Source organism: Azospirillum mesophilum, assembly GCF_053470405.2.
In genome coordinates this window covers 62447-80432 of record NZ_JBPXMQ020000003.1, presented here as the reverse complement: position 1 = coordinate 80432, position 17986 = coordinate 62447, and the positions used below count along the sequence as shown (strand labels likewise).

The window sequence follows — 17986 nt, the reverse complement described above, 5'->3', positions numbered from 1 at the left end:
TCGTAGCGCCGACCCGGCAGGAACGCCATGACCGCACTCCTCGACTTCGCCCGCGCGCTGGATTTCGCCGCGCACAAGCACATCGACCAGCGCCGCAAGGGCGTGCGGGCCGAACCCTACGTCAACCACCTGTCGGAGGTGGCGTTGCTGGTCGCCGAGGCCACGGAGGGCAAGGACCCCGTCGTGGTGATCGCCGCCCTGCTGCACGACACGCTGGAGGACACCGACGCCAGCTACGAGGAGATCGAGCGGCTGTTCGGCGCGGAGGTGGCCGGCGTGGTGGCGGAGACCACCGACGACAAGCGCCTGCGCAAGGCGGAGCGCAAGCAGCGGCAAATCGACACGGCCCCCACCGCCTCCCCCCGCGCGAAGCTGGTGAAGCTGGCCGACAAGGTGTCGAACCTGCGCTCCATGGCGCACAGCCCGCCCGCCGATTGGACGCTGGGCCGCAAGGTCGAGTATTTCGAATGGGCCTACGCCGTGGTCGAGGGCCTGCGCGGCACCGACGCGAAGCTGGAGGCGCTGTTCGACCGCGCCTACCACGACGGACTGGCCGAGCTGCGCGGCGAGACGGTGTGAGGGGAAAGCGTGTAAGCGGTTGATTTGCCGCAATGTGACTCCATCACGGAAGTCTTATAAAAGAGGGACTACGGTTCGCTGCCGCGCATAACGCAAGGTCGCTCGCCCGAGGTCTCAGACCATGTCCCTCTCCTCCCAAGCTCCGTCCGCTGCCCCCGATGCTGAAGAGCCGGGACAGCGGTGGTTCGTCCAACGCCCCAAGGTCTATCCCGCCGACGTCCACGGCCGTTTCCGACGGCTGAAGTGGCTGGCCCTGTTGATCCTGCTGGGCATCTATTACGTCACGCCGTGGATCCGCTGGGACCGCGGGCCCGGCATTCCCGATCAGGCCGTGCTGGTCGACATGGTGGGCCGGCGCGCCTACTTCTTCTGGATCGAGATCTGGCCGCAGGAGGTTTATTACCTGACCGGCCTTCTCATCATCGGCGCCTTCGGCATCTTCTTCGCCACCACCCTGTTCGGGCGCGTCTGGTGCGGCTACGCCTGCCCGCAGACCGTCTGGACCGACCTGTTCCTGTGGGTGGAGCGCAAGCTGGAAGGCCCGCGCACCGAACGCATCCGCCTGGACAAGGCCCCCATGACCGCGCACAAGCTGGCGCTGAAAGCGTCCAAGCACGCGATCTGGGTGTTGATCAGCGTGGTCACCGGCGGGGCCTGGATCTTCTACTTCAACGATGCGCCGACCCTGCTGCGGGAGATCGTGACGGGCGAGGTGTCGTGGACGGTGCTGGCTTTCGCCGGGCTGTTCGCCGGCACGACCTACTTCTTCGCCGGCTGGGCGCGGGAGCAGATCTGCATCTACGTCTGCCCCTGGCGCAGCTTCCAGGCGGCCATGGTGGACGAGGACACCTACATCGTCACCTACCAGGACTGGCGCGGCGAAGGCCGGGCGCCGCTGCGCAAGTCGCAGAGCTGGGAGGAGCGGCAGGCCCATGGCCTGGGCGACTGCGTGGACTGCAAGCTGTGCGTCCACGTCTGCCCGACCGGCACCGACATCCGCAAGGGCCAGCAGATCTCCTGCATCGGCTGCGGCCTCTGCGTGGACGCCTGCAACGAGGTGATGGCCCAGATCGGCCGCCCCAGCGACCTGATCCTGTTCGACACCCGATCCAACCAGGTCGCCAAGGCGGAGGGCGAGGCGGCGCCGGTGCGCCTGCTCCGCCCGCGCACGGTCATCTACGCGCTGATCATCCTGATCGTGGGCGCAATCATGGCTGGTTCTCTGGCCATGCGGCCGAGCCTGGACGTGAGCGTGCTGCGCGACCGGGCGCCGCTGTTCGTCTCCCTGTCCAACGGCGACGTGCAGAACGCCTACACGATCAAGATCCTCAACAAGACGCACGGAGCGCGCAGCTACCGCGTTTCCGTGGAAGGGCTGAAGGACGCGGAGCTGTCCGTCGCCAGCGTGGACGGGCAATCCGGCCCGGCGCTGACGCTGGGGGCGGAACCGGACTCGGTCGCCACCTACCGCATCTTCGTCCGCGTGCCGAAGGGAGCCGCCGCTTCCGGCTCCACCGACGTGACCGTGCTGGCACAGGATGCCGGTTCGGGTGAGGTCGGGCGGCACCGAAGCGTGTTCATGGCGCCGTAGCCAGCAAAAGCCCCTCTCCCAACCTCGCTGGGAGAGGGGCTTTTCGCATCAATGCATGTGGGCGTCCATCGGAGCGGCAGCGCCGGTCAGGATGGTCGGGTCCAGCATGCCGAAGATCATGGCGATGTGCGCCACGATCAGGAACAGGCCGACCAGACCCGCGTGGATCGCCATGCGGCTGTGCTCGTCGCGGTTCTTCGCGATCACGCCCAGGTCCACCAGCGCGATGCCGCCCAGCGGCACGATGCCCGCCAGATAGAAGCCGACCGCCAGCATGTCCGCCGGCCCGCGCCAGCCGGCCCCGGTGGTCAGCGGGATGACGGCGTTCTGCATCAGATAGACGAAGACGCCCGTGAAATAGACGCCGACGACGATGCCGGCCCAGCGGTTCAGCACACGGGTCATGCTGTCGTAGTTGCGGGTGTAGAGCAGATACAGCTCGCTGATCGCGACGGTCTCCGCCAGGACGACGGGGACCGCCATGAAAAGCAGCAGGTTCCAGGGCTGGTTGACGGCCAGCAGTTCCATGTAGTGGGTCATGTTCATGATGTGACTCGCGCGTGTTCGGTGGGCGCGCCAGCGCGCAAGGCGGCGCGGCCCGTGTCAGGGAAAAAGATGACGGAACGGTGCGGGAGTCAGACGCGCGGAGGTGGCAGAGGCGGCGCGTGGACGATGGCGTCGGGCGACGCCTCGCCAGTCGGCAGGGCAACCGACAGACGGTGGGCGAAGGGCTGGCCCAAGCGGACCGGCAGGCCGGTCAGGTCGCAGGCCCCGGTCAGGCAGACGCACCCGGCCGCCCCATGGGCGTGGGCCTTGCCCGGCGCCGCGGGATCGGAGGAGTGATGATTCTCGCAAGGTGCGGCGTCGTTCTGAACCGCCGCCTCATCGCAGGACGGCGGAGCCTCGGCCCCGGCCAAATCACCGGCCAAATCATGAGTCGCGTGGTGATGGTGCCCCGCCGCCGCACGCACCGGCACCGCACCGCCGGCAAGAAGCCCGGCGGCCAGAACCAAAAGCGCGAGAAGGGAAACCAGACGGCTCACAAGGGCACCTTAATCGAGGCGATGCGACGGGGCACACGATACCCCCATCGCGCGCACACCGCCATGATGTTCATCAATTCTACGACCGCCCTTCCCGCTTCGCCAGGAAGGCCAGACGTTCCAGCAGGTGCACGTCCTGCTCGTTCTTCAACAGGGCGCCGCAGAGCGGCGGGATCAGGGTGCGGGCGTCCTTGGCGCGGAGCGTCTCGGGGTCCACGTCCTCGACCATCAGCAGCTTGATCCAGTCCAGAAGTTCCGACGTGGACGGCTTCTTCTTCAGGCCCGGCACGTCGCGCAGGCTGTAGAACAGCGACATCGCCTCGCGCAGGAGGTCCCGCTTCAGGCCGGGGTAGTGGACGTCCACGATCCGCTCCATGGTGTCGCGGTCGGGGAAGCGGATGTAGTGGAAGAAGCAGCGGCGCAGGAAGGCGTCCGGCAGTTCCTTCTCGTTGTTGGAGGTGATGATGACGATTGGGCGCTGCGCCGCCTTGACGGTCTGGCGCGTCTCGTAGACGTGGAACTCCATGCGGTCGAGTTCGAGCAGCAGGTCGTTGGGGAACTCGATGTCGGCCTTGTCGATCTCGTCGATCAGCAGGACGGGGGCCTCCGGCGCCTCGAAGGCTTCCCAGAGCTTGCCTCGCACGATGTAGTTGCCGATGTCGTGCACCCGCTCCTCGCCGAGCTGGCTGTCGCGCAGGCGGCTGACCGCGTCGTATTCGTACAGGCCCTGCTGCGCCTTGGTCGTGGATTTGATGTGCCAGGCGAGCAGCGGTTTGTTCAGCGCGCGGGCGATCTCCTGCGCCAGCACGGTCTTTCCGGTGCCGGGCTCGCCCTTCACCAACAGCGGGCGTTGCAGGGTGATGGCGGCGTTGACGGCCACCATCAGATCCTCGGTGGCGACGTACGAGTCGGTGCCGGTAAAGCGCATGGTCCCCGTCCCTCACGATTGGCGGCCCGCAGCTTCCGGAATCGGGGGCCTCAACGCAACCCTTTTGGAACCGCAAAGGACGATGCCGCGTTCCCGGAAGCAGGAGGCGCGCCATGACCGACCGGAACTTCTGGCCCGACTATCTGGAACAGCACCGGGACCCGGTGAACCGCGCGCTGCACGTCACCGGCACGCTGGCGGCGACCGCGCTGCTGGCGGCGGGCATCATGCGCCGCGACCGGCGCGCGCTGCTGGCGGCCCCGCTGGCCGGCTACGGATTCGCGTGGCTGGGCCATTTCCTCGTCGAACGGAACAATCCGAAGACGCTGGAGGCGCCCTTCTCTTCCCTGCTGGCGGACTACCGCCTGCTGGGGTTGGCGCTGACCGGGCGGCTGGCGCTGGAGTACCGGCGCTATGGCATTCCCGACCGACCAGACATCCATCTACGGTCGATTAAGCCACGGCGGACGCCCCAACGATACAGGGCATGAGCTTCATGTCCTCGATCAGGATGTGATGCACCAGCCAGTCGGCGGTGAAGGAATAGATGCGCTCCGCCGCCGCCTTCGAGGGATGCTCCATGAAATCAGAACTGACGTCCTGCAACGTTTTCTTGGCGCTGTCGTGCATCCTCTTGTGTTCTGGAAAGCCCGGAAACTCGACCGCGCGCATCAGCATTTCCTCGCGGTCGAAATGGTTTTTCGTGTACTCGAACAATCGCAGCAGGGTTTGAGCCGCCAGCTTCGGGTCGAAGCTGGTCTGGTTGATCGCGAGATCCAGGTCGTTCAGCAGGCGAATCAGTTGTTTGTGATCTTCGTCGATCCGCTCAATCCCGACGCTCATCCTGCTCCGCCAAACGATGTGCGGCATTGCGCGCTCCTTGGACGGGCATTTCCTCCACCGGGAAAGTAAATGTCCGAAGCCGGGACGCACAAGCGGTTGCAGCCGCAACAGGTTGCGACACGGAGTAGCAGCGGAACGCCAAAAGAAAAGCCCCCCTTCCCTGGGGAAGAGGGGCTTTTCGTCGGAAAACCAGACGGTTACGCCGCCTTGGCCGCGACCGCCTTTTCGATGGCCTCGACCGCCGCAGGGGCCAGCGAGGCGTCCGGGCCGCCGGCCTGGGCCATGTCCGGGCGACCGCCGCCGCCCTTGCCGCCCAGCGCCTCCGCACCGACGCGGACCAGATCGACGGCGCTGATCTTGCCGGTCAGGTCGTCGGTGACGCCCACGACGATGGACGCCTTGCCCTCGTTGGAGGCGATCAGGACCACCACGCCGGAACCGACCTGCTTCTTCAACTCGTCGGCCATCGGCTTCAGATCCTTGGCCGGAAGGCCGTCCACGACGCGCGCGGCGAACTTCACACCGCCGACGTCCTTGGCCTCGGAGCCGCCGTCGGCCTTGGCGCCGCCGCCCCCCAAACCACCAGAAAGGGCGACCTGGCGACGCAGTTCGGCCAATTCGCGTTCCATCTTCTTGCGCTCCTCGACCAGCGAGGCAAGACGGGTCGGGACCTCTTCCGGACGGACCTTGAGGACGGAGGCCGCTTCGGACAGCAGGTGGTCGCGTTCCGACAGCCACGCCTTGGCGCCGGTGCCGGTCAGGGCTTCGATGCGGCGGACGCCGGCCGCGACCGCGCCTTCGGCGACGATCTTGAACAGGCCGATGTCGCCGGTGCGGCGGACGTGGGTGCCGCCGCACAGCTCGATGGAGTAATCGCGGTCAAGCTCGCCGTGCGGGCCGCCCATGGAGACCACGCGGACCTCGTCGCCGTACTTCTCGCCGAACAGGGCCATGGCGCCGGCGCCACGGGCCTCGTCCGGGGACATCAGGCGGGTGATGACCTCGCTGTTGGAGAGGATGCGGCGATTGACCTCGTCCTCCACCGCGGCGATGTCGTCCTGGCTCAGGCCCGTCGGCTGGCTGATGTCGAAGCGCAGGCGCTCCGACGAGACCAGCGAGCCCTTCTGCGTGACATGCTCGCCCAGACGGTGGCGCAGCGCCTCGTGCAGCAGGTGGGTGGCGGAGTGGTTGGCGCGGATGGCCGCGCGGCGCTCCGTGTCCACGCGCAGTTCGACCACGTCGCCGACCTTCAGCGTGCCCTTGGTGACCGTACCGATGTGCGCCCAGACCGCGCCCAGCTTCTTCTGGGTGTCGCTGATCGCGACCTCCGTGCCCTCGGCGGAGAAGATCACACCGGCATCGCCGACCTGACCGCCCGACTCGCCGTAGAACGGGGTCTGGTTCACGATGACCATGACCTCTTCGCCCAGGCCGGCCTGCTCCACGCGGGCGCCGCCCTTGACGATGGCGGTCACCTTGCCCTCGGCGACTTCGGTGTCGTAGCCGAAGAACTCGGTCGCGCCGAGTTCGTCCTTCAGCTCGTACCACAGCGTCTCGGTCGCGGCCTCGCCCGAGCCGGCCCAGGACTCGCGGGCCTTGCGGCGCTGCTCGTCCATGGCGGCCTTGAAGCCGTCCTCATCCACCGGGCGGCCCTGGGTGCGCAGCACGTCCTGGGTCAGGTCCAGCGGGAAGCCGTAGGTGTCGTACAGCTTGAAGGCCACGTCGCCCGGCAGGGGCTGGCCCTCGCCCAGGCGGCCGACCTCGTCCTCCAGCAGGCGCAGGCCGCGCTCCAGCGTCTGCTTGAAGCGGGTTTCCTCCAGCTTCAGCGTCTCGACGATCAGGGCGCGGGCGCGGTTCAGCTCCGGATAGGCGTCGCCCATCTGCTGGATCAGCGCCGGGACGAGGCGGTGCATCAGCGGGTCGCGCGCGCCGATCATGTGGGCGTGACGCATGGCGCGGCGCATGATGCGGCGCAGCACGTAGCCGCGGCCCTCGTTCGACGGCAGGACGCCGTCGGCGATCAGGAAGGAGCAGGAGCGCAGATGGTCGGCGATGACCCGGTGCGACACGGCGTGCGCGCCGTCCGGCGCGGTCTTCGTCGCCTCGGCCGAGGCCACGATCAGCGCGCGCATCAGGTCGATGTCGTAGTTGTCGTGCTTGCCCTGCAGCACGGCGGCCAGACGCTCCAGCCCCATGCCGGTGTCGATGGACGGCTTGGGCAGCGCGATCAGGTCGTCCGGCCCCCGCTGCTCATACTGCATGAACACGAGGTTCCAGATCTCGATGAAGCGGTCGCCGTCCTCGTCGGGCGAGCCCGGAGGACCGCCGGCGATGTGCGGGCCGTGGTCGTAGAAGATCTCCGAGCACGGACCGCAGGGACCCGTGTCGCCCATGCGCCAGAAATTGTCGTCGGTCGGGATGCGGATGATCTTGTCGTCCGACAGGCCGGCGACCTTGCGCCAGATGCCCGCCGCTTCCTCATCCGAGGTGTGGACGGTGACCAGCAGCTTGTCCGCCGGCAGACCGAACTCCTTCGTGACGAGGTTCCAGGCGAACGCGATGGCGTCGTCCTTGAAATAGTCGCCGAAGGAGAAGTTCCCCAGCATCTCGAAGAAGGTGTGGTGGCGCGCCGTGTAGCCGACGTTGTCCAGATCGTTGTGCTTGCCGCCCGCGCGAACGCACTTCTGCGAGGTGGTCGCGCGCTTGTAGGGCCGCTGCTCCGCACCGGTGAAGACGTTCTTGAACTGCACCATGCCGGCGTTCGTGAACATCAGCGTCGGGTCGTTGCGCGGAACCAGCGGCGACGACTCCACGATCTGGTGACCGTTCTTCGCGAAATAGTCCAGGAACGTACGGCGGATGTCGTTGGCGGTCTGCATAGGAATGTCCAGGCTCCGGCTACGGTAGTCGGCGCGGCCCTCTCATGGCCGAACCGTGCTTTTAGCGTGACTTAGGCTGGCTGTCCACAGAACGGCGACGCGGCGTCCGGCCGCGCCGGCGCTGGGCGGAATACGGCTTCCCGGCGAGAACGACCGCAGAACGCCCGACAGCGGCATCCTCCTTAAGAACTATTCAAACGAAAGAACTATTTCCACACTCGAAAGATTTTTGCGCTGCACAATCATCAACATCAGCAGCTTAGCCGACCGAATCGGTCGCATGGTTCTTCCGTATAACACACATATACAGTTTCCTCGGGTTTTTATAAAAGACCTATTTATTCCAATATGATGCACTTTGTACTTTTGTCTATATGGGACATGATCAATCGGCAAACAACACCGTCGCAACCGGCACGGCACCGCTGAAATTTCGCAATTGCAGCATGACGATTTTTGAATATCCGTCAATTTGCGCACGAAAGTATTATTGCCGCCCAGCACCCGATCGATCGTATTAGTTCGCCGCGTATCGAGACGCCGGATCGGCTCTTGTCGTCGGCCTCCCTGTACTGGGCTCCCTGGCGTCGAAGGATGCTCCGGGACTTGCGGGGACGGCACTCCATAAGGAAAGAGCGAATACGATGCTGAATATTTTTGGCTCCAAGCTGCGTAAATCCATCGGCTCGCTGGCCATGAAAGGCGGCATCGCCGCGGCGGCCTGCGTGGCGGCGCTTTGCACCACGTCGACCCCGACGCTGGCCGGCTCGGTCACCCAGCCGGGTGAGACCGTCGGCTTGGCCGTTGGCGCGCCGCTGCCGGAAGGCGTCTATTTCGTCGATACGTTCGACTGGGGCGTTCGCGAGGGGCAGAACGGCGCGCCCGACACGACGCTGGCCGTGAACATCCCGGTGGTGGCCTGGGCGACGCCCGCGAAGGTGCTGGGTGCGCGCGTGCAGCTTCTGGCCGCCCTGCCGGCGCTTGCGGTCGGCGTCCAGGACAGCAATTACACCAGCGGCATCTACAACCCGTTCCTGGCCGGCCAGCTGGCCTGGGATCTGGGCAACGGCCTGGGCGTCAGCTACCTGCTGGGCGTCTACCTGCCGGTGGGCAACAAGCTGGGCTTCGACACGACGTCCATCAACCAGCGGCTGGGCATCAGCTACACCGCCGACGACTGGAACCTGACCGCCAACACCATCTACGGCATCAACACCCGCTCGGTGTCGCGGACGACCAACCCCGATTTCGTGAACCTCGACGTGACCGCGACGAAGAATTTCGGCAAGTGGACGGTCGGCCCGGTCGGCTTCGCGTCCTGGGACGTGAACAAGCCGACGTCGAACTATAAGAAGCAGGAGCAGGTCGCGCTGGGCGCCCTGGTCGGCTACAACTTCGACAAGGTGATCCTGCAGGGCTACCTGACCCGCACGGTCCACGAGAACAACTACGGCGGCGACGACACCCGCGCCTGGGGCCGCCTGATCCTTCCGTTCTAAGCGGACATCCATTTCGGAAGGCGGAGCCATCCCTCCACCTCCTCCGCAAGGAAAGCCCTTCTCCGCCGGAGAAGGGCTTTTTTCGTCGGTCGAGCACCACACCGGAGCGACAATAAGGCGCATCGACCAGCCTGCAAGCCGTCCGCCTTAATCAAAAAGACATTGCCTGGAGGCCGGTATGAAAAGAATGTTTTTTGTTTGCAGGCCATACTCAGAAGATGAACTGAAAGAGGCTTCGGAAAAATATTTTGGCGTATACAATATGTATTATATTGATGAGGATGACTTGAACATAAGAAAGTCTCTGCTGTCGATTTACAGAGGCAAAATCCCGAACAGCCATGCCGAATTCACAATATTGTTTGATAGCGTTTCAGTGTCACATTACCACAAAGGCGTTGTGAATTTTCATAAGGGACTCGATAGCCTGCAAATGATTGGACTGAAGAGCGAGCGCATCAGGAGAGGCCGGAAAGAGAGCATGAACAGCGAGATTGTCGGCGACGTTATGCTGCAGTTTTCTCAATCTGGGAGCGATTTATTCCGATCTCATTTCAATTTTGAAGGAATTATGATGTATTACACAGCCGGCAAGCATGACCTCAGGCCGGAGAGAGAAGACCATTTGACCGCCAAACGCTTCTGCCTGCGGAAGGTCACATCAAACCCTCACGCCACATCCTCCGAGATAAAGAAGTCGGACGCCGCGAAATGCTATCAGGAGTGCCGGGATAAAATTGCCGAGGACGAGAAACACATCTTTGATTATCTGTTGAACAGCCGACTGCGTTTTGGCGCGCTCACGATAGGCCTCTGACGTCACTTCAATAAAAAGCCCCTCCCCGGCAAACCGGGGAGGGGCTTTTTCGTCAGCGCAGGACTGCCGCGCCTTATTCCGGCGTGGCGGCGTCGCCGTCGGTTTCCGGGGTGCCCATCATCGCGTCGGCGACGAGGCCGGCGTTGCCGCGGATCTTCGCCTCGATGGCGTCGGCCGTGGCCGGGTTGTTGCGCAGGTAGGTCTTGGCGTTCTCGCGGCCCTGGCCGATGCGGGTGCCGTCGTAGCTGAACCACGCGCCGGACTTCTCAACCACGCCGGCCTGGATGCCGAGGTCGAGAAGCTCGCCCACCTTGGACACGCCCTCGCCGTACATGATGTCGAACTCGACCACGCGGAACGGCGGGGCCATCTTGTTCTTCACCACCTTCACGCGGGTCTGGTTGCCCACCACCGTCTCGCGGTCCTTGATGGAGCCGATGCGCCGGATGTCCAGGCGGACGGAGGCGTAGAACTTCAGCGCGTTGCCGCCGGTCGTCGTCTCCGGGTTGCCGAACATCACGCCGATCTTCAGGCGGATCTGGTTGATGAAGATGACCAGACAGTTCGACTTGGAGATGGAGCCGGTCAGCTTGCGCAGCGCCTGGCTCATCAGGCGGGCGTGCAGGCCGACGTGGCTGTCGCCCATCTCGCCTTCCAGTTCGGCGCGCGGCACCAGCGCGGCGACCGAGTCGACCACCAGCACGTCCACCGCGCCGGAGCGCACCAGCGTGTCGGCGATTTCCAGCGCCTGCTCGCCGGCGTCGGGCTGTGAGATCAGCAACTCGTCGACGTTCACGCCGAGCTTGCGGGCGTAGGCCGGGTCGAGCGCGTGCTCCGCGTCCACGAAGGCGCAGGTGCCGCCGTTCTTCTGGGCCTGGGCGATGGCGTGCAGCGCCAGCGTCGTCTTGCCCGAGCTTTCCGGCCCGTAAATCTCGATGATGCGGCCGCGCGGCAGGCCGCCGATGCCCAGCGCGATGTCGAGGCCGAGCGAGCCGGTGGAAATGACCTCCGTCTCGACCGTGTTCTCGCGGGCGCCGAGCTTCATGATCGAGCCCTTGCCAAAGGCGCGCTCGATCTGCGCCAGCGCGGCATCCAGGGCCTTTTGCTTATCCATGGAATCCTTCTCGACCAAACGAAGCTGTGCGGACGACATGCCCGTCTCCCCTTGTTAGACCACACGGTCAAAGGTCTTGCAACGGGGCACATCGTACCAGTTTTGTTCCTGCCGGCAAAGGCAAAAGTTCGCGAAACGTTCTCACTCTCGCTCTGCCTTCGTCCCTTGCTCGAACGCCACAGGGGGACTCTTGGTGGGGGACCCTTGGTATGGTGACGATGGACGGACCGGGCAAGGGGGAAAGCCCGGCGACCGTCGTTCTCCCGCCCCCCCTTCTCCCGCCCTACGACGCCTTCCCCTCCCGGATGACCTCCTTCACCTTGGAGGCGAGCTGCTTCAGCGAGAAGGGCTTGGGAAGGAAGTGGGCGACCTCCACCCCGTCGATGTCGCCCAGGCGGTCCTCGGCGTAGCCGGAAATGAAGATCACCTTCATGTCGGGCAGTTTCTGGCGGACGTGGCGGGCAAGCGTCGGGCCGTCCATCTGCGGCATCACCACGTCGGTGATCAGCAGGTCGATGCCGCTGCCGTCGTCGCCGATCTGCTGCAGGGCGGCCTCGCCGTTCTTGGCCTCCAGCACCTGATAGCCCTTGTTGCGCAGCGCGCGGGCGGAGAAGACGCGCACGGCGTCCTCGTCCTCCACCAGCAGGATGGTGCCGGAGCCGGTCAGGTCGCTGCCGCGCCGCTCGCGCGCCTCGCCCTGGTCGGGGCGCTTGACCTCGCCCATGTGGCGGGGCAGCAGGATGGTGAAGGTGGTCCCCTCCCCCACCACCGAATCGACGAGAACGAAGCCGCCGGTCTGCCGCACGATGCCGTAGACCGTGGACAGGCCGAGCCCGGTGCCCGACCCGACCTCCTTGGTCGAGAAGAAGGGCTCGAAGATGCGCTGGAGGTTTTCCTTCGGAATGCCGCAGCCGGTGTCGATGACCTCGATGGAGACGTACTCGCCGGGCGGGATGGTCTCGTGCTCGCGGCGCTGCGGGCGGTCCACGGAGTGGTTGGAGGTCACGATGGTCAGGCGCCCGCCCCCGGCCATGGCGTCGCGCGCGTTGACCACGAGGTTGATGATCACCTGCTCCAGCTGGTTCTGGTCCACCTTCACGTTGCCGATGTCGCGGCCGTGCAGCATCTTCAGCTCGATGTTCTCGCCGATCAGGCGCCGCATCAGGTTCGCCAGCTCCGCCAGCACGTCGGTGACGCTGAGCACGCGCGGCTGCAAGGTCTGCTGGCGCGAGAAGGCCAGAAGCTGCCGGACGAGGTTCGCCGCGCGGTTGGCGTTCTGCTTGATCTGCATGATGTCGCTGAAGGACTGGTCGCCCGGCTTGTGCCTCAGCAGAAGCAGGTCGCAGAAGCCGATCATCGCGGTCAGCAGGTTGTTGAAGTCGTGCGCGACGCCGCCGGCCAACTGGCCCACCGCCTGCATCTTCTGCGACTGGGCGAACTGCGCCTCCAGCCCCTTGCGCTCGGTCATGTCGATGAAGTGCAGGATCAGGCCCGACGCACCGTCCGCCCCCACCCCGCCGAGCCGGCGCGCGTAGAGCTGGGCGACCAGTTCCCGCCCGCCGGACAGCCGGACCTCCAGCGGCTCCGCCGGGTCGGCGCCGCCCTGCACGGCGGTCAGCCGCTCGGTCACCATGGCGCGCTCGGCCGGCACGATCAGGTCGGCCATGGGCCGGTTGATGACGCTGCCCGCCTGGCTGTCGATCAGGGTGAGGAATGCCTGGTTGCATTCGGCCAGCCGCCCGCCCTCGTCCACCAGCGCGATGCCGATGGGCGCGTCCTCGAAGAATCGCTGGAAACGTTGCTGGGACAGGCGCAGCGCTTCCTGCCACTCACGCTCCGGCGTCAGGTCGCGCACGACGGAGCGGGTGTGCACCGTGCGGCCGTCCTCGCCCACCACCACCGTCTGTGCCACGGACGCCTGGAAGCGGCGCCCCTGGAGCCCGCGCATGGTCACGTCGCCGCGCTGCTCCAGCCCGCCGCCCTCCAGCAGGTCGTAAGGCGCGGCACCGGCCGGCGGGTTGGCCAGCACCTCGTGCAGCCGGCGCCCGCCCTCCACGAGGTCGCCCGGCCCGCCGCCCAGCCATTTCGCCAGCGTGGCGTTCACGAACAGGAAGTGCCCATCCTGGTCGACCGAGAAGAAACCGACCGGCGCGTTGTCCATGAAGTCGGCGAGCTTGGCCTGCTCGCGCAGCATCACCTGCTCCAGCTCCCGCCGGGCGGTGATGTCCTCCACGCGCCAGAGCACCGCGCCGGGGTGCCCGTCGATGGGCTGCGCCTGGATGCGCCGCCATTCGGTGCCGCGCCCCTCGCCATGCACGGCCAGTTCCACGATGCCGCCCGCCCCGCCGCGCAAGCGGTCGAGCAGGCGGCGGAACTGCTCCGCGCAGTCCGGGTCGGCGGCGAACTGCCGCTCCAGCACGCGGATCGGGGCCTCCTCCTCGGTCCAGCCGGTCAGGGACCGGAAGGCGCTGTTCACGAAGACCGCGCGCCCCTCGGCGTCGCAGACCATCTGCCCGACGGGAACTCCTTCCAGCGCGCCGCCCAGCAGGGCGCCCACGCGGGACAGGCGCCGCCGCGCCGTGCCCAGCCGGAACGCCAGCCCCAGCGCGCCGGCTGCGGCCAGCGCCACGCCGGCCCAGCCCATCGGCTCCTGATGCAGCACCAGCCCGCCGGCCATGGCGGCCAGCCCGGCGAGGAGAAGCGCCGCCAGCCCGCCCGTGGCGAGCGCCCCGCCCGACCGGCCGCCGGGCAGGATTCCAGCGGCACCGACGGTGCCGCCGGCGCGGGCGCTTTCGATGAAGGATGAGGTTGCGTCGTCCACCAAGACCCCAAATCAGCCGTTCGCGCCTGACAAAAGGCGCCGGCCGTCCTCAGGTCCGGCCCATGCGCCCCTTCAGCTTGAAAACATAGGTAATGACTTCCGCCACCGCGCGATAGTGCTCGGACGGAACTTCCTCGTCGATATCGCATGCGGCGTAGAGCGCACGGGCGAGCGGCGGGTTCTCCATAACCGGAACGTCGTTCTCCTCGGCGATCTCGCGGATCTTGAAGGCCACGTGATCGACGCCCTTGGCGACGACCATCGGCGCCGACATCGTCTTGCTGTCGTATTTCAGCGCCACGGCGAAGTGGGTCGGGTTGGTCACCACCACGTCGGCGTCGGGCACCGCCCCCATCATGCGCTTGCGCGCGCGTTCCATGCGGATCTGGCGGATGCGGCCCTTGATCTGGGGATCGCCTTCGGCCTGCTTGTGCTCGTCCTTCACCTCCTGCTTGGTCATCTTCATCTTCTTGTTGAAGCTGAAGCGCTGGTAGAAGACGTCGGCGCCGACCAGGATGGTCAGGATCGCCAGCACCCCAGCCAACAGCCGGAAGGCCAGACCGTCCATTTCCTTCAGCAGCAGCATCATGTCGATGCCGATGAAGTGCTCGATGCCCAGGATCATCGGCTGAAGCGACAGATAGGCGACGCCGCCGACGACCGCGAGCTTCGCCAGGCTCTTCCCCAGCTCGACCAGCTTCTGGGTGCTGAACATGCCCATCAGGCCGGGCAGCGGGTTCAGCTTGGAGAACTTCGGAGAGATCAGCTCCCAAGAGACGTGCCAGCCCTTCTGGCCGAGCGTCGCCAGCACCCCGCCGGCCCCCAGGAGCAGGATGGGCAGCCACAGCGCCCAGAAAATGTCCTTCAGCGTCCGGAGCAGCAGGAGCCCCACCGACCCCTCGTCCATAGGAAGGCTGTCGATGTTCTCGAAATAGAAGGTCAGGCGCGGCACCATCCCCTTCATGGTCGCCGGCAGGGACGAGGACAGAAGAATCAGCGCGATCGCCACGATGAACCAGTTGGCGACCTCCGGGCTCATCGGGAATTGACCCTGATTGTGGGCCTCGTCGAGCTTCTTTTGCGTCGGTTCTTCTGTTTTGGAATCGTCATCCGCGTCTTCGGACACCGGCATTCCCCCCGATCAGGTCGGCTTCAGGAAATCGACGAAGGTGGACTCGAAATGGGTCAGCCAGAACATCATCATCGCCGCCAGGGTCAGGGCGAACATGAACAGGCCGATCGCCACCTGCATGGAGGTGAAAAGGAAGAAGACCTGGATCTGCGGCGCCAGCTTGTTCAGCAGGCCCAGCGCCAGCGCGAAGAGCAGGCCCGTGATGATGAAGGGCGCCGACATCTGCACGCCCAGCACGAAGCTCTTGGACACGAGCTGCCCGATCACGTTCGCCATGTCGTCGATGGGAATCGCGGCCCCCGGCGTGAAGGTCGCGTAGCTGTCCACCACCGCCATGATCAGCAGGTGGTGCAGGTCGGTGATGAAGATCAGCAGAAGCCCGAGCCAGCCCATCAGCGCGCCCGGCAGCGAGCCCTGGGTCGCCATCGCCGGGTTGAACATCTGCGCGTTGGACAGGCCCGTCTGCAACGCGATGACGGTGCCGGCCACCTCCAGCGCGCCCATGAGCATCCGCGCCACGGTGCCGAGGAAGATGCCCACCGCCATCTCCCCCACGATCAGGACGGCGAGGCGGAACACATCGTTCGGCATCGGCGGCAGGCGGGCGCCGACCACCGGGGCGACGAGCACGCTGACCGCCAGCGAGAACAGCAGGCGCGTCCGGACGGAGACGAAGGCGTCGCCGATGGTCGGCATCACGCTGAAGGCGGTGCCGATGCGCATGAACACGAGCAGCCAGACGAACAGCTGCTCCCCCAGCAATGTCTGAAGCAGGCTCATCCGCCGCTGCCGGGAAGGCCGGGCAGGTTGCCGGCGCCGGGCGCCCCGGTGACACCGGTGCCTATGGCGACGATGCGGTCGGCGATCTCATGCTGGAAGAACTGCCGCAGTTCGCCCAGCATGAAGGGCATCAGCAGGATCGACAGGCCGAAGACCAGCAGCACCTTCGGAACCATGGCGAGCGTCTGCTCGCTGATCTGGGTGACGGCCTGGAAGATCGAAATGACCGTGCCGACCGCCATCATGATGACAAGAATCGGCCCAGCCACCATCACCAGCGTGATGATGGAGGTGCGGCAGATCTCGATGACTTCGGTTTCATTCATGTCGGGCGGCGATGGTCGGCTTAATGCTCTGAAAAAGCCCTTCTCCCCTTGGGGGAGAAGGGTTGAGATGAGGGGTCTTTACCGCTCCAAGAGCGGGAAGAAGACCGGCCGGCCTTCGGCCGGCGCCACCCTCACCCCACCCACGCTTGCCTGCGAACGCCTTCGGCGTCCTCCGGCGGCGCGCCCCTCAAGGGAGAGGGGCCAAGGCAGGATATGGCAAGAGGGCCGCGCCGTCAGATCGGCATGCGCAGGATTTCCTGGTACGCGCTCAGCACCTTGTCGCGCACGGTGGTGACGGTCTGAAGCGTCACTTCGGCGTTGGTCACGGCCTGGACCACGTCGGTCAGGTCGGCCTGCCCCACCGCCGCCAGCGCGGTCATCTTTTCGCCCTGCTTCATGGTGCCGACGGCGTCCTTGGCCGCCTGCTCCATGATGTCGCCGAAGCTGACGCCGTCGCGCGGCGCCATACCCGGACCGGAGGTCTTGGCGGCCGTGTTGGCGTAGGCCGCCGCGGCGTTGATGGGGTTGACCATGGGACCGGCTTCCTTCCTCTAAACTCTTGCCCGCCAAGCGCCGTCAGGCGCGCAGGATATCACCCGAGCGCCGTTAGGCGCGGAGAATGTCAATGGTGCGCGACAGCATCTGGCGGGCGCTGTCGATCGCGTTCAGGTTGGCCTCGTAGGAGCGCTGCGCCTCGCGCATGTCCATCGCCTCGATGACTGGGTTGACGTTCGGCATCAGCACATAGCCGTCGGCGTCGGCCGAGGGGTGCGAGGGGTCGTAGCGCCGCTCGAAGTCCTTTTTGTCCACGTCGATCTTCGCGACGCGCACGGTGTCCACGCCCATCTGGCGGTCCAGCGCGTTCTGGAAGGTGACGACCTTGCGCCGGTACGGCAGATCGCCCGGCGTTTCCGCCGTTGTGTTCGCGTTCGCCAGATTCTCCGCGATGACCTTGAGACGGGTGCCCTGCACCTTCATGCCGGCCGCGGACACCGCCATCGACTTGTAGAGGTCCATGCCCTGTCTCCTGCAATTCCAACCGGGCCAAGCCGTCAGCCGCCGCTGCGGATGGCCGATTTGATCATGTTGACCTGCTTCTTGTAGAGGTTCGTGATGGTCTGGTAGTCCATGCCGGCCTGCCCGACCTTCATCATCTGCTCTTCAAGAATCACGTTGTTGCCGTCCGGCTTGGTCTCGTACGGGTTCCGCACCCGCTGCTGCTTGTCCATGCCGCCGACGCCCGCCGTACCCGACAGATGAGCGGCGTTGGTGGCCGTGGCCTGCAGGCGGCGGCTGTCGGACAGGGCGTCCCGAAAGGTGAAGGGCTTGAGATCCTGCCCCTTGTAATCCGGCGTGTTGGCGTTGGCGATGTTCTGCGACAGCACCTCCTGCCGCTGGGTCAGCCAGCCCATTTTGCGCGACATCAGCTTGAAGAGGCCGAGATTGCCGAGGTCCATGGCCAGATTCCGCTCAGGAGGCCCGCCGCAACGGCGCGGAGGCCCGGATGCACCCTCTCACGATGATGATCGGCGGTTTCAGTTAATGAAGCGTGAATGCACGCGGTCGGCGCATGGGCTGGACGGAGGGTTCGAACGTGCTAAGGTTGCGCGTGACAAAAACCTTCGCCGTTAGGC

Annotated in this window: 18 protein-coding genes; 5 read left to right on the top strand and 13 right to left on the bottom strand. The window is 65.7% G+C overall.

Annotation, left to right across the window (positions count from 1 at the left end; all coding sequences use genetic code 11):
* Nucleotides 1-27: 27 nt before the first annotated feature.
* A complete protein-coding gene (locus ACSVC7_RS04555; RefSeq protein WP_448203238.1) occupies nt 28-579 on the top strand; it encodes an HD domain-containing protein in 552 nt (183 codons plus the stop codon).
* A 121-nt stretch (nt 580-700) separates the two neighbouring features.
* On the top strand, nt 701-2170 hold the full coding sequence (gene ccoG, locus ACSVC7_RS04550) for a cytochrome c oxidase accessory protein CcoG (protein WP_448203237.1): 1470 nt from the start codon (nt 701-703) through the stop codon (nt 2168-2170).
* A 48-nt stretch (nt 2171-2218) separates the two neighbouring features.
* Here ccoG and ACSVC7_RS04545 read toward each other — a convergent pair whose 3' ends face one another.
* From ACSVC7_RS04545 to ACSVC7_RS04535, 3 genes are all read right to left on the bottom strand, one after another.
* Nucleotides 2219-2716: a DUF6803 family protein gene (locus ACSVC7_RS04545; RefSeq protein ID WP_448203236.1), complete on the bottom strand. Its 498-nt coding sequence runs from the start codon at nt 2714-2716 to the stop codon at nt 2219-2221.
* 89 nt (nt 2717-2805) lie between these two features.
* On the bottom strand, nt 2806-3213 hold the full coding sequence (locus tag ACSVC7_RS04540) for a hypothetical protein (protein WP_448203235.1): 408 nt from the start codon (nt 3211-3213) through the stop codon (nt 2806-2808).
* 79 nt (nt 3214-3292) lie between these two features.
* Complete coding sequence (locus tag ACSVC7_RS04535) at nt 3293-4141, bottom strand: AAA family ATPase (protein WP_448203234.1); 849 nt, start codon at nt 4139-4141, stop codon at nt 3293-3295.
* 113 nt (nt 4142-4254) lie between these two features.
* Here ACSVC7_RS04535 and ACSVC7_RS04530 point away from each other — a divergent pair, with 113 nt between their 5' ends.
* Nucleotides 4255-4632 carry an Mpo1-like protein gene (locus ACSVC7_RS04530; protein ID WP_448203233.1) on the top strand — a complete coding sequence of 126 codons (378 nt, stop codon included), beginning with the start codon at nt 4255-4257 and terminating at the stop codon, nt 4630-4632.
* Here the strand turns inward: ACSVC7_RS04530 and ACSVC7_RS04525 are convergent.
* Both ACSVC7_RS04525 and alaS read right to left on the bottom strand, forming a co-directional pair.
* Complete coding sequence (locus ACSVC7_RS04525; RefSeq protein ID WP_448203232.1) at nt 4595-5011, bottom strand: bacteriohemerythrin; 417 nt, start codon at nt 5009-5011, stop codon at nt 4595-4597. The genes ACSVC7_RS04530 and ACSVC7_RS04525 overlap by 38 nt on opposite strands.
* 170 nt (nt 5012-5181) lie before the next feature.
* A complete protein-coding gene (alaS, locus tag ACSVC7_RS04520) occupies nt 5182-7863 on the bottom strand; it encodes an alanine--tRNA ligase (protein ID WP_448203231.1) in 2682 nt (893 codons plus the stop codon).
* A gap of 644 nt (nt 7864-8507) precedes the next feature.
* On the opposite strand from alaS, the gene ACSVC7_RS04515 reads away from it, so the two are divergent.
* Both ACSVC7_RS04515 and ACSVC7_RS04510 read left to right on the top strand, forming a co-directional pair.
* Entirely contained in the window at nt 8508-9362 is an 855-nt protein-coding gene (locus ACSVC7_RS04515; RefSeq protein WP_448203230.1) for a transporter, read from the top strand.
* A 178-nt stretch (nt 9363-9540) separates the two neighbouring features.
* Nucleotides 9541-10179, top strand: coding sequence for a hypothetical protein (locus tag ACSVC7_RS04510; RefSeq protein ID WP_448203229.1), 639 nt, complete (start codon nt 9541-9543; stop codon nt 10177-10179).
* A gap of 73 nt (nt 10180-10252) precedes the next feature.
* Here ACSVC7_RS04510 and recA read toward each other — a convergent pair whose 3' ends face one another.
* The 8 genes from recA to flgB form a co-directional block, all read right to left on the bottom strand.
* A complete protein-coding gene (recA, locus tag ACSVC7_RS04505; protein WP_448203228.1) occupies nt 10253-11332 on the bottom strand; it encodes a recombinase RecA in 1080 nt (359 codons plus the stop codon).
* 244 nt (nt 11333-11576) lie between these two features.
* On the bottom strand, nt 11577-14114 hold the full coding sequence (locus ACSVC7_RS04500; protein ID WP_448203227.1) for a PAS domain-containing hybrid sensor histidine kinase/response regulator: 2538 nt from the start codon (nt 14112-14114) through the stop codon (nt 11577-11579).
* 49 nt (nt 14115-14163) lie between these two features.
* Complete coding sequence (gene flhB / locus ACSVC7_RS04495; RefSeq protein WP_448203226.1) at nt 14164-15246, bottom strand: flagellar biosynthesis protein FlhB; 1083 nt, start codon at nt 15244-15246, stop codon at nt 14164-14166.
* A 9-nt stretch (nt 15247-15255) separates the two neighbouring features.
* On the bottom strand, nt 15256-16026 hold the full coding sequence (gene fliR, locus ACSVC7_RS04490) for a flagellar biosynthetic protein FliR (RefSeq protein ID WP_448203225.1): 771 nt from the start codon (nt 16024-16026) through the stop codon (nt 15256-15258).
* Nucleotides 16023-16352: a flagellar biosynthetic protein FliQ gene (locus ACSVC7_RS04485; RefSeq protein WP_448203224.1), complete on the bottom strand. Its 330-nt coding sequence runs from the start codon at nt 16350-16352 to the stop codon at nt 16023-16025. The genes fliR and ACSVC7_RS04485 overlap by 4 nt, the downstream gene beginning before the upstream one ends.
* A gap of 233 nt (nt 16353-16585) precedes the next feature.
* A complete protein-coding gene (gene fliE, locus ACSVC7_RS04480) occupies nt 16586-16885 on the bottom strand; it encodes a flagellar hook-basal body complex protein FliE (RefSeq protein WP_448203223.1) in 300 nt (99 codons plus the stop codon).
* Between the two features lie 73 nt (nt 16886-16958).
* Entirely contained in the window at nt 16959-17369 is a 411-nt protein-coding gene (gene flgC, locus ACSVC7_RS04475; protein ID WP_448203222.1) for a flagellar basal body rod protein FlgC, read from the bottom strand.
* 35 nt (nt 17370-17404) lie between these two features.
* Nucleotides 17405-17809 carry a flagellar basal body rod protein FlgB gene (flgB, locus tag ACSVC7_RS04470; protein WP_448203221.1) on the bottom strand — a complete coding sequence of 135 codons (405 nt, stop codon included), beginning with the start codon at nt 17807-17809 and terminating at the stop codon, nt 17405-17407.
* Between the last annotated feature and the right edge of the window lie 177 nt (nt 17810-17986).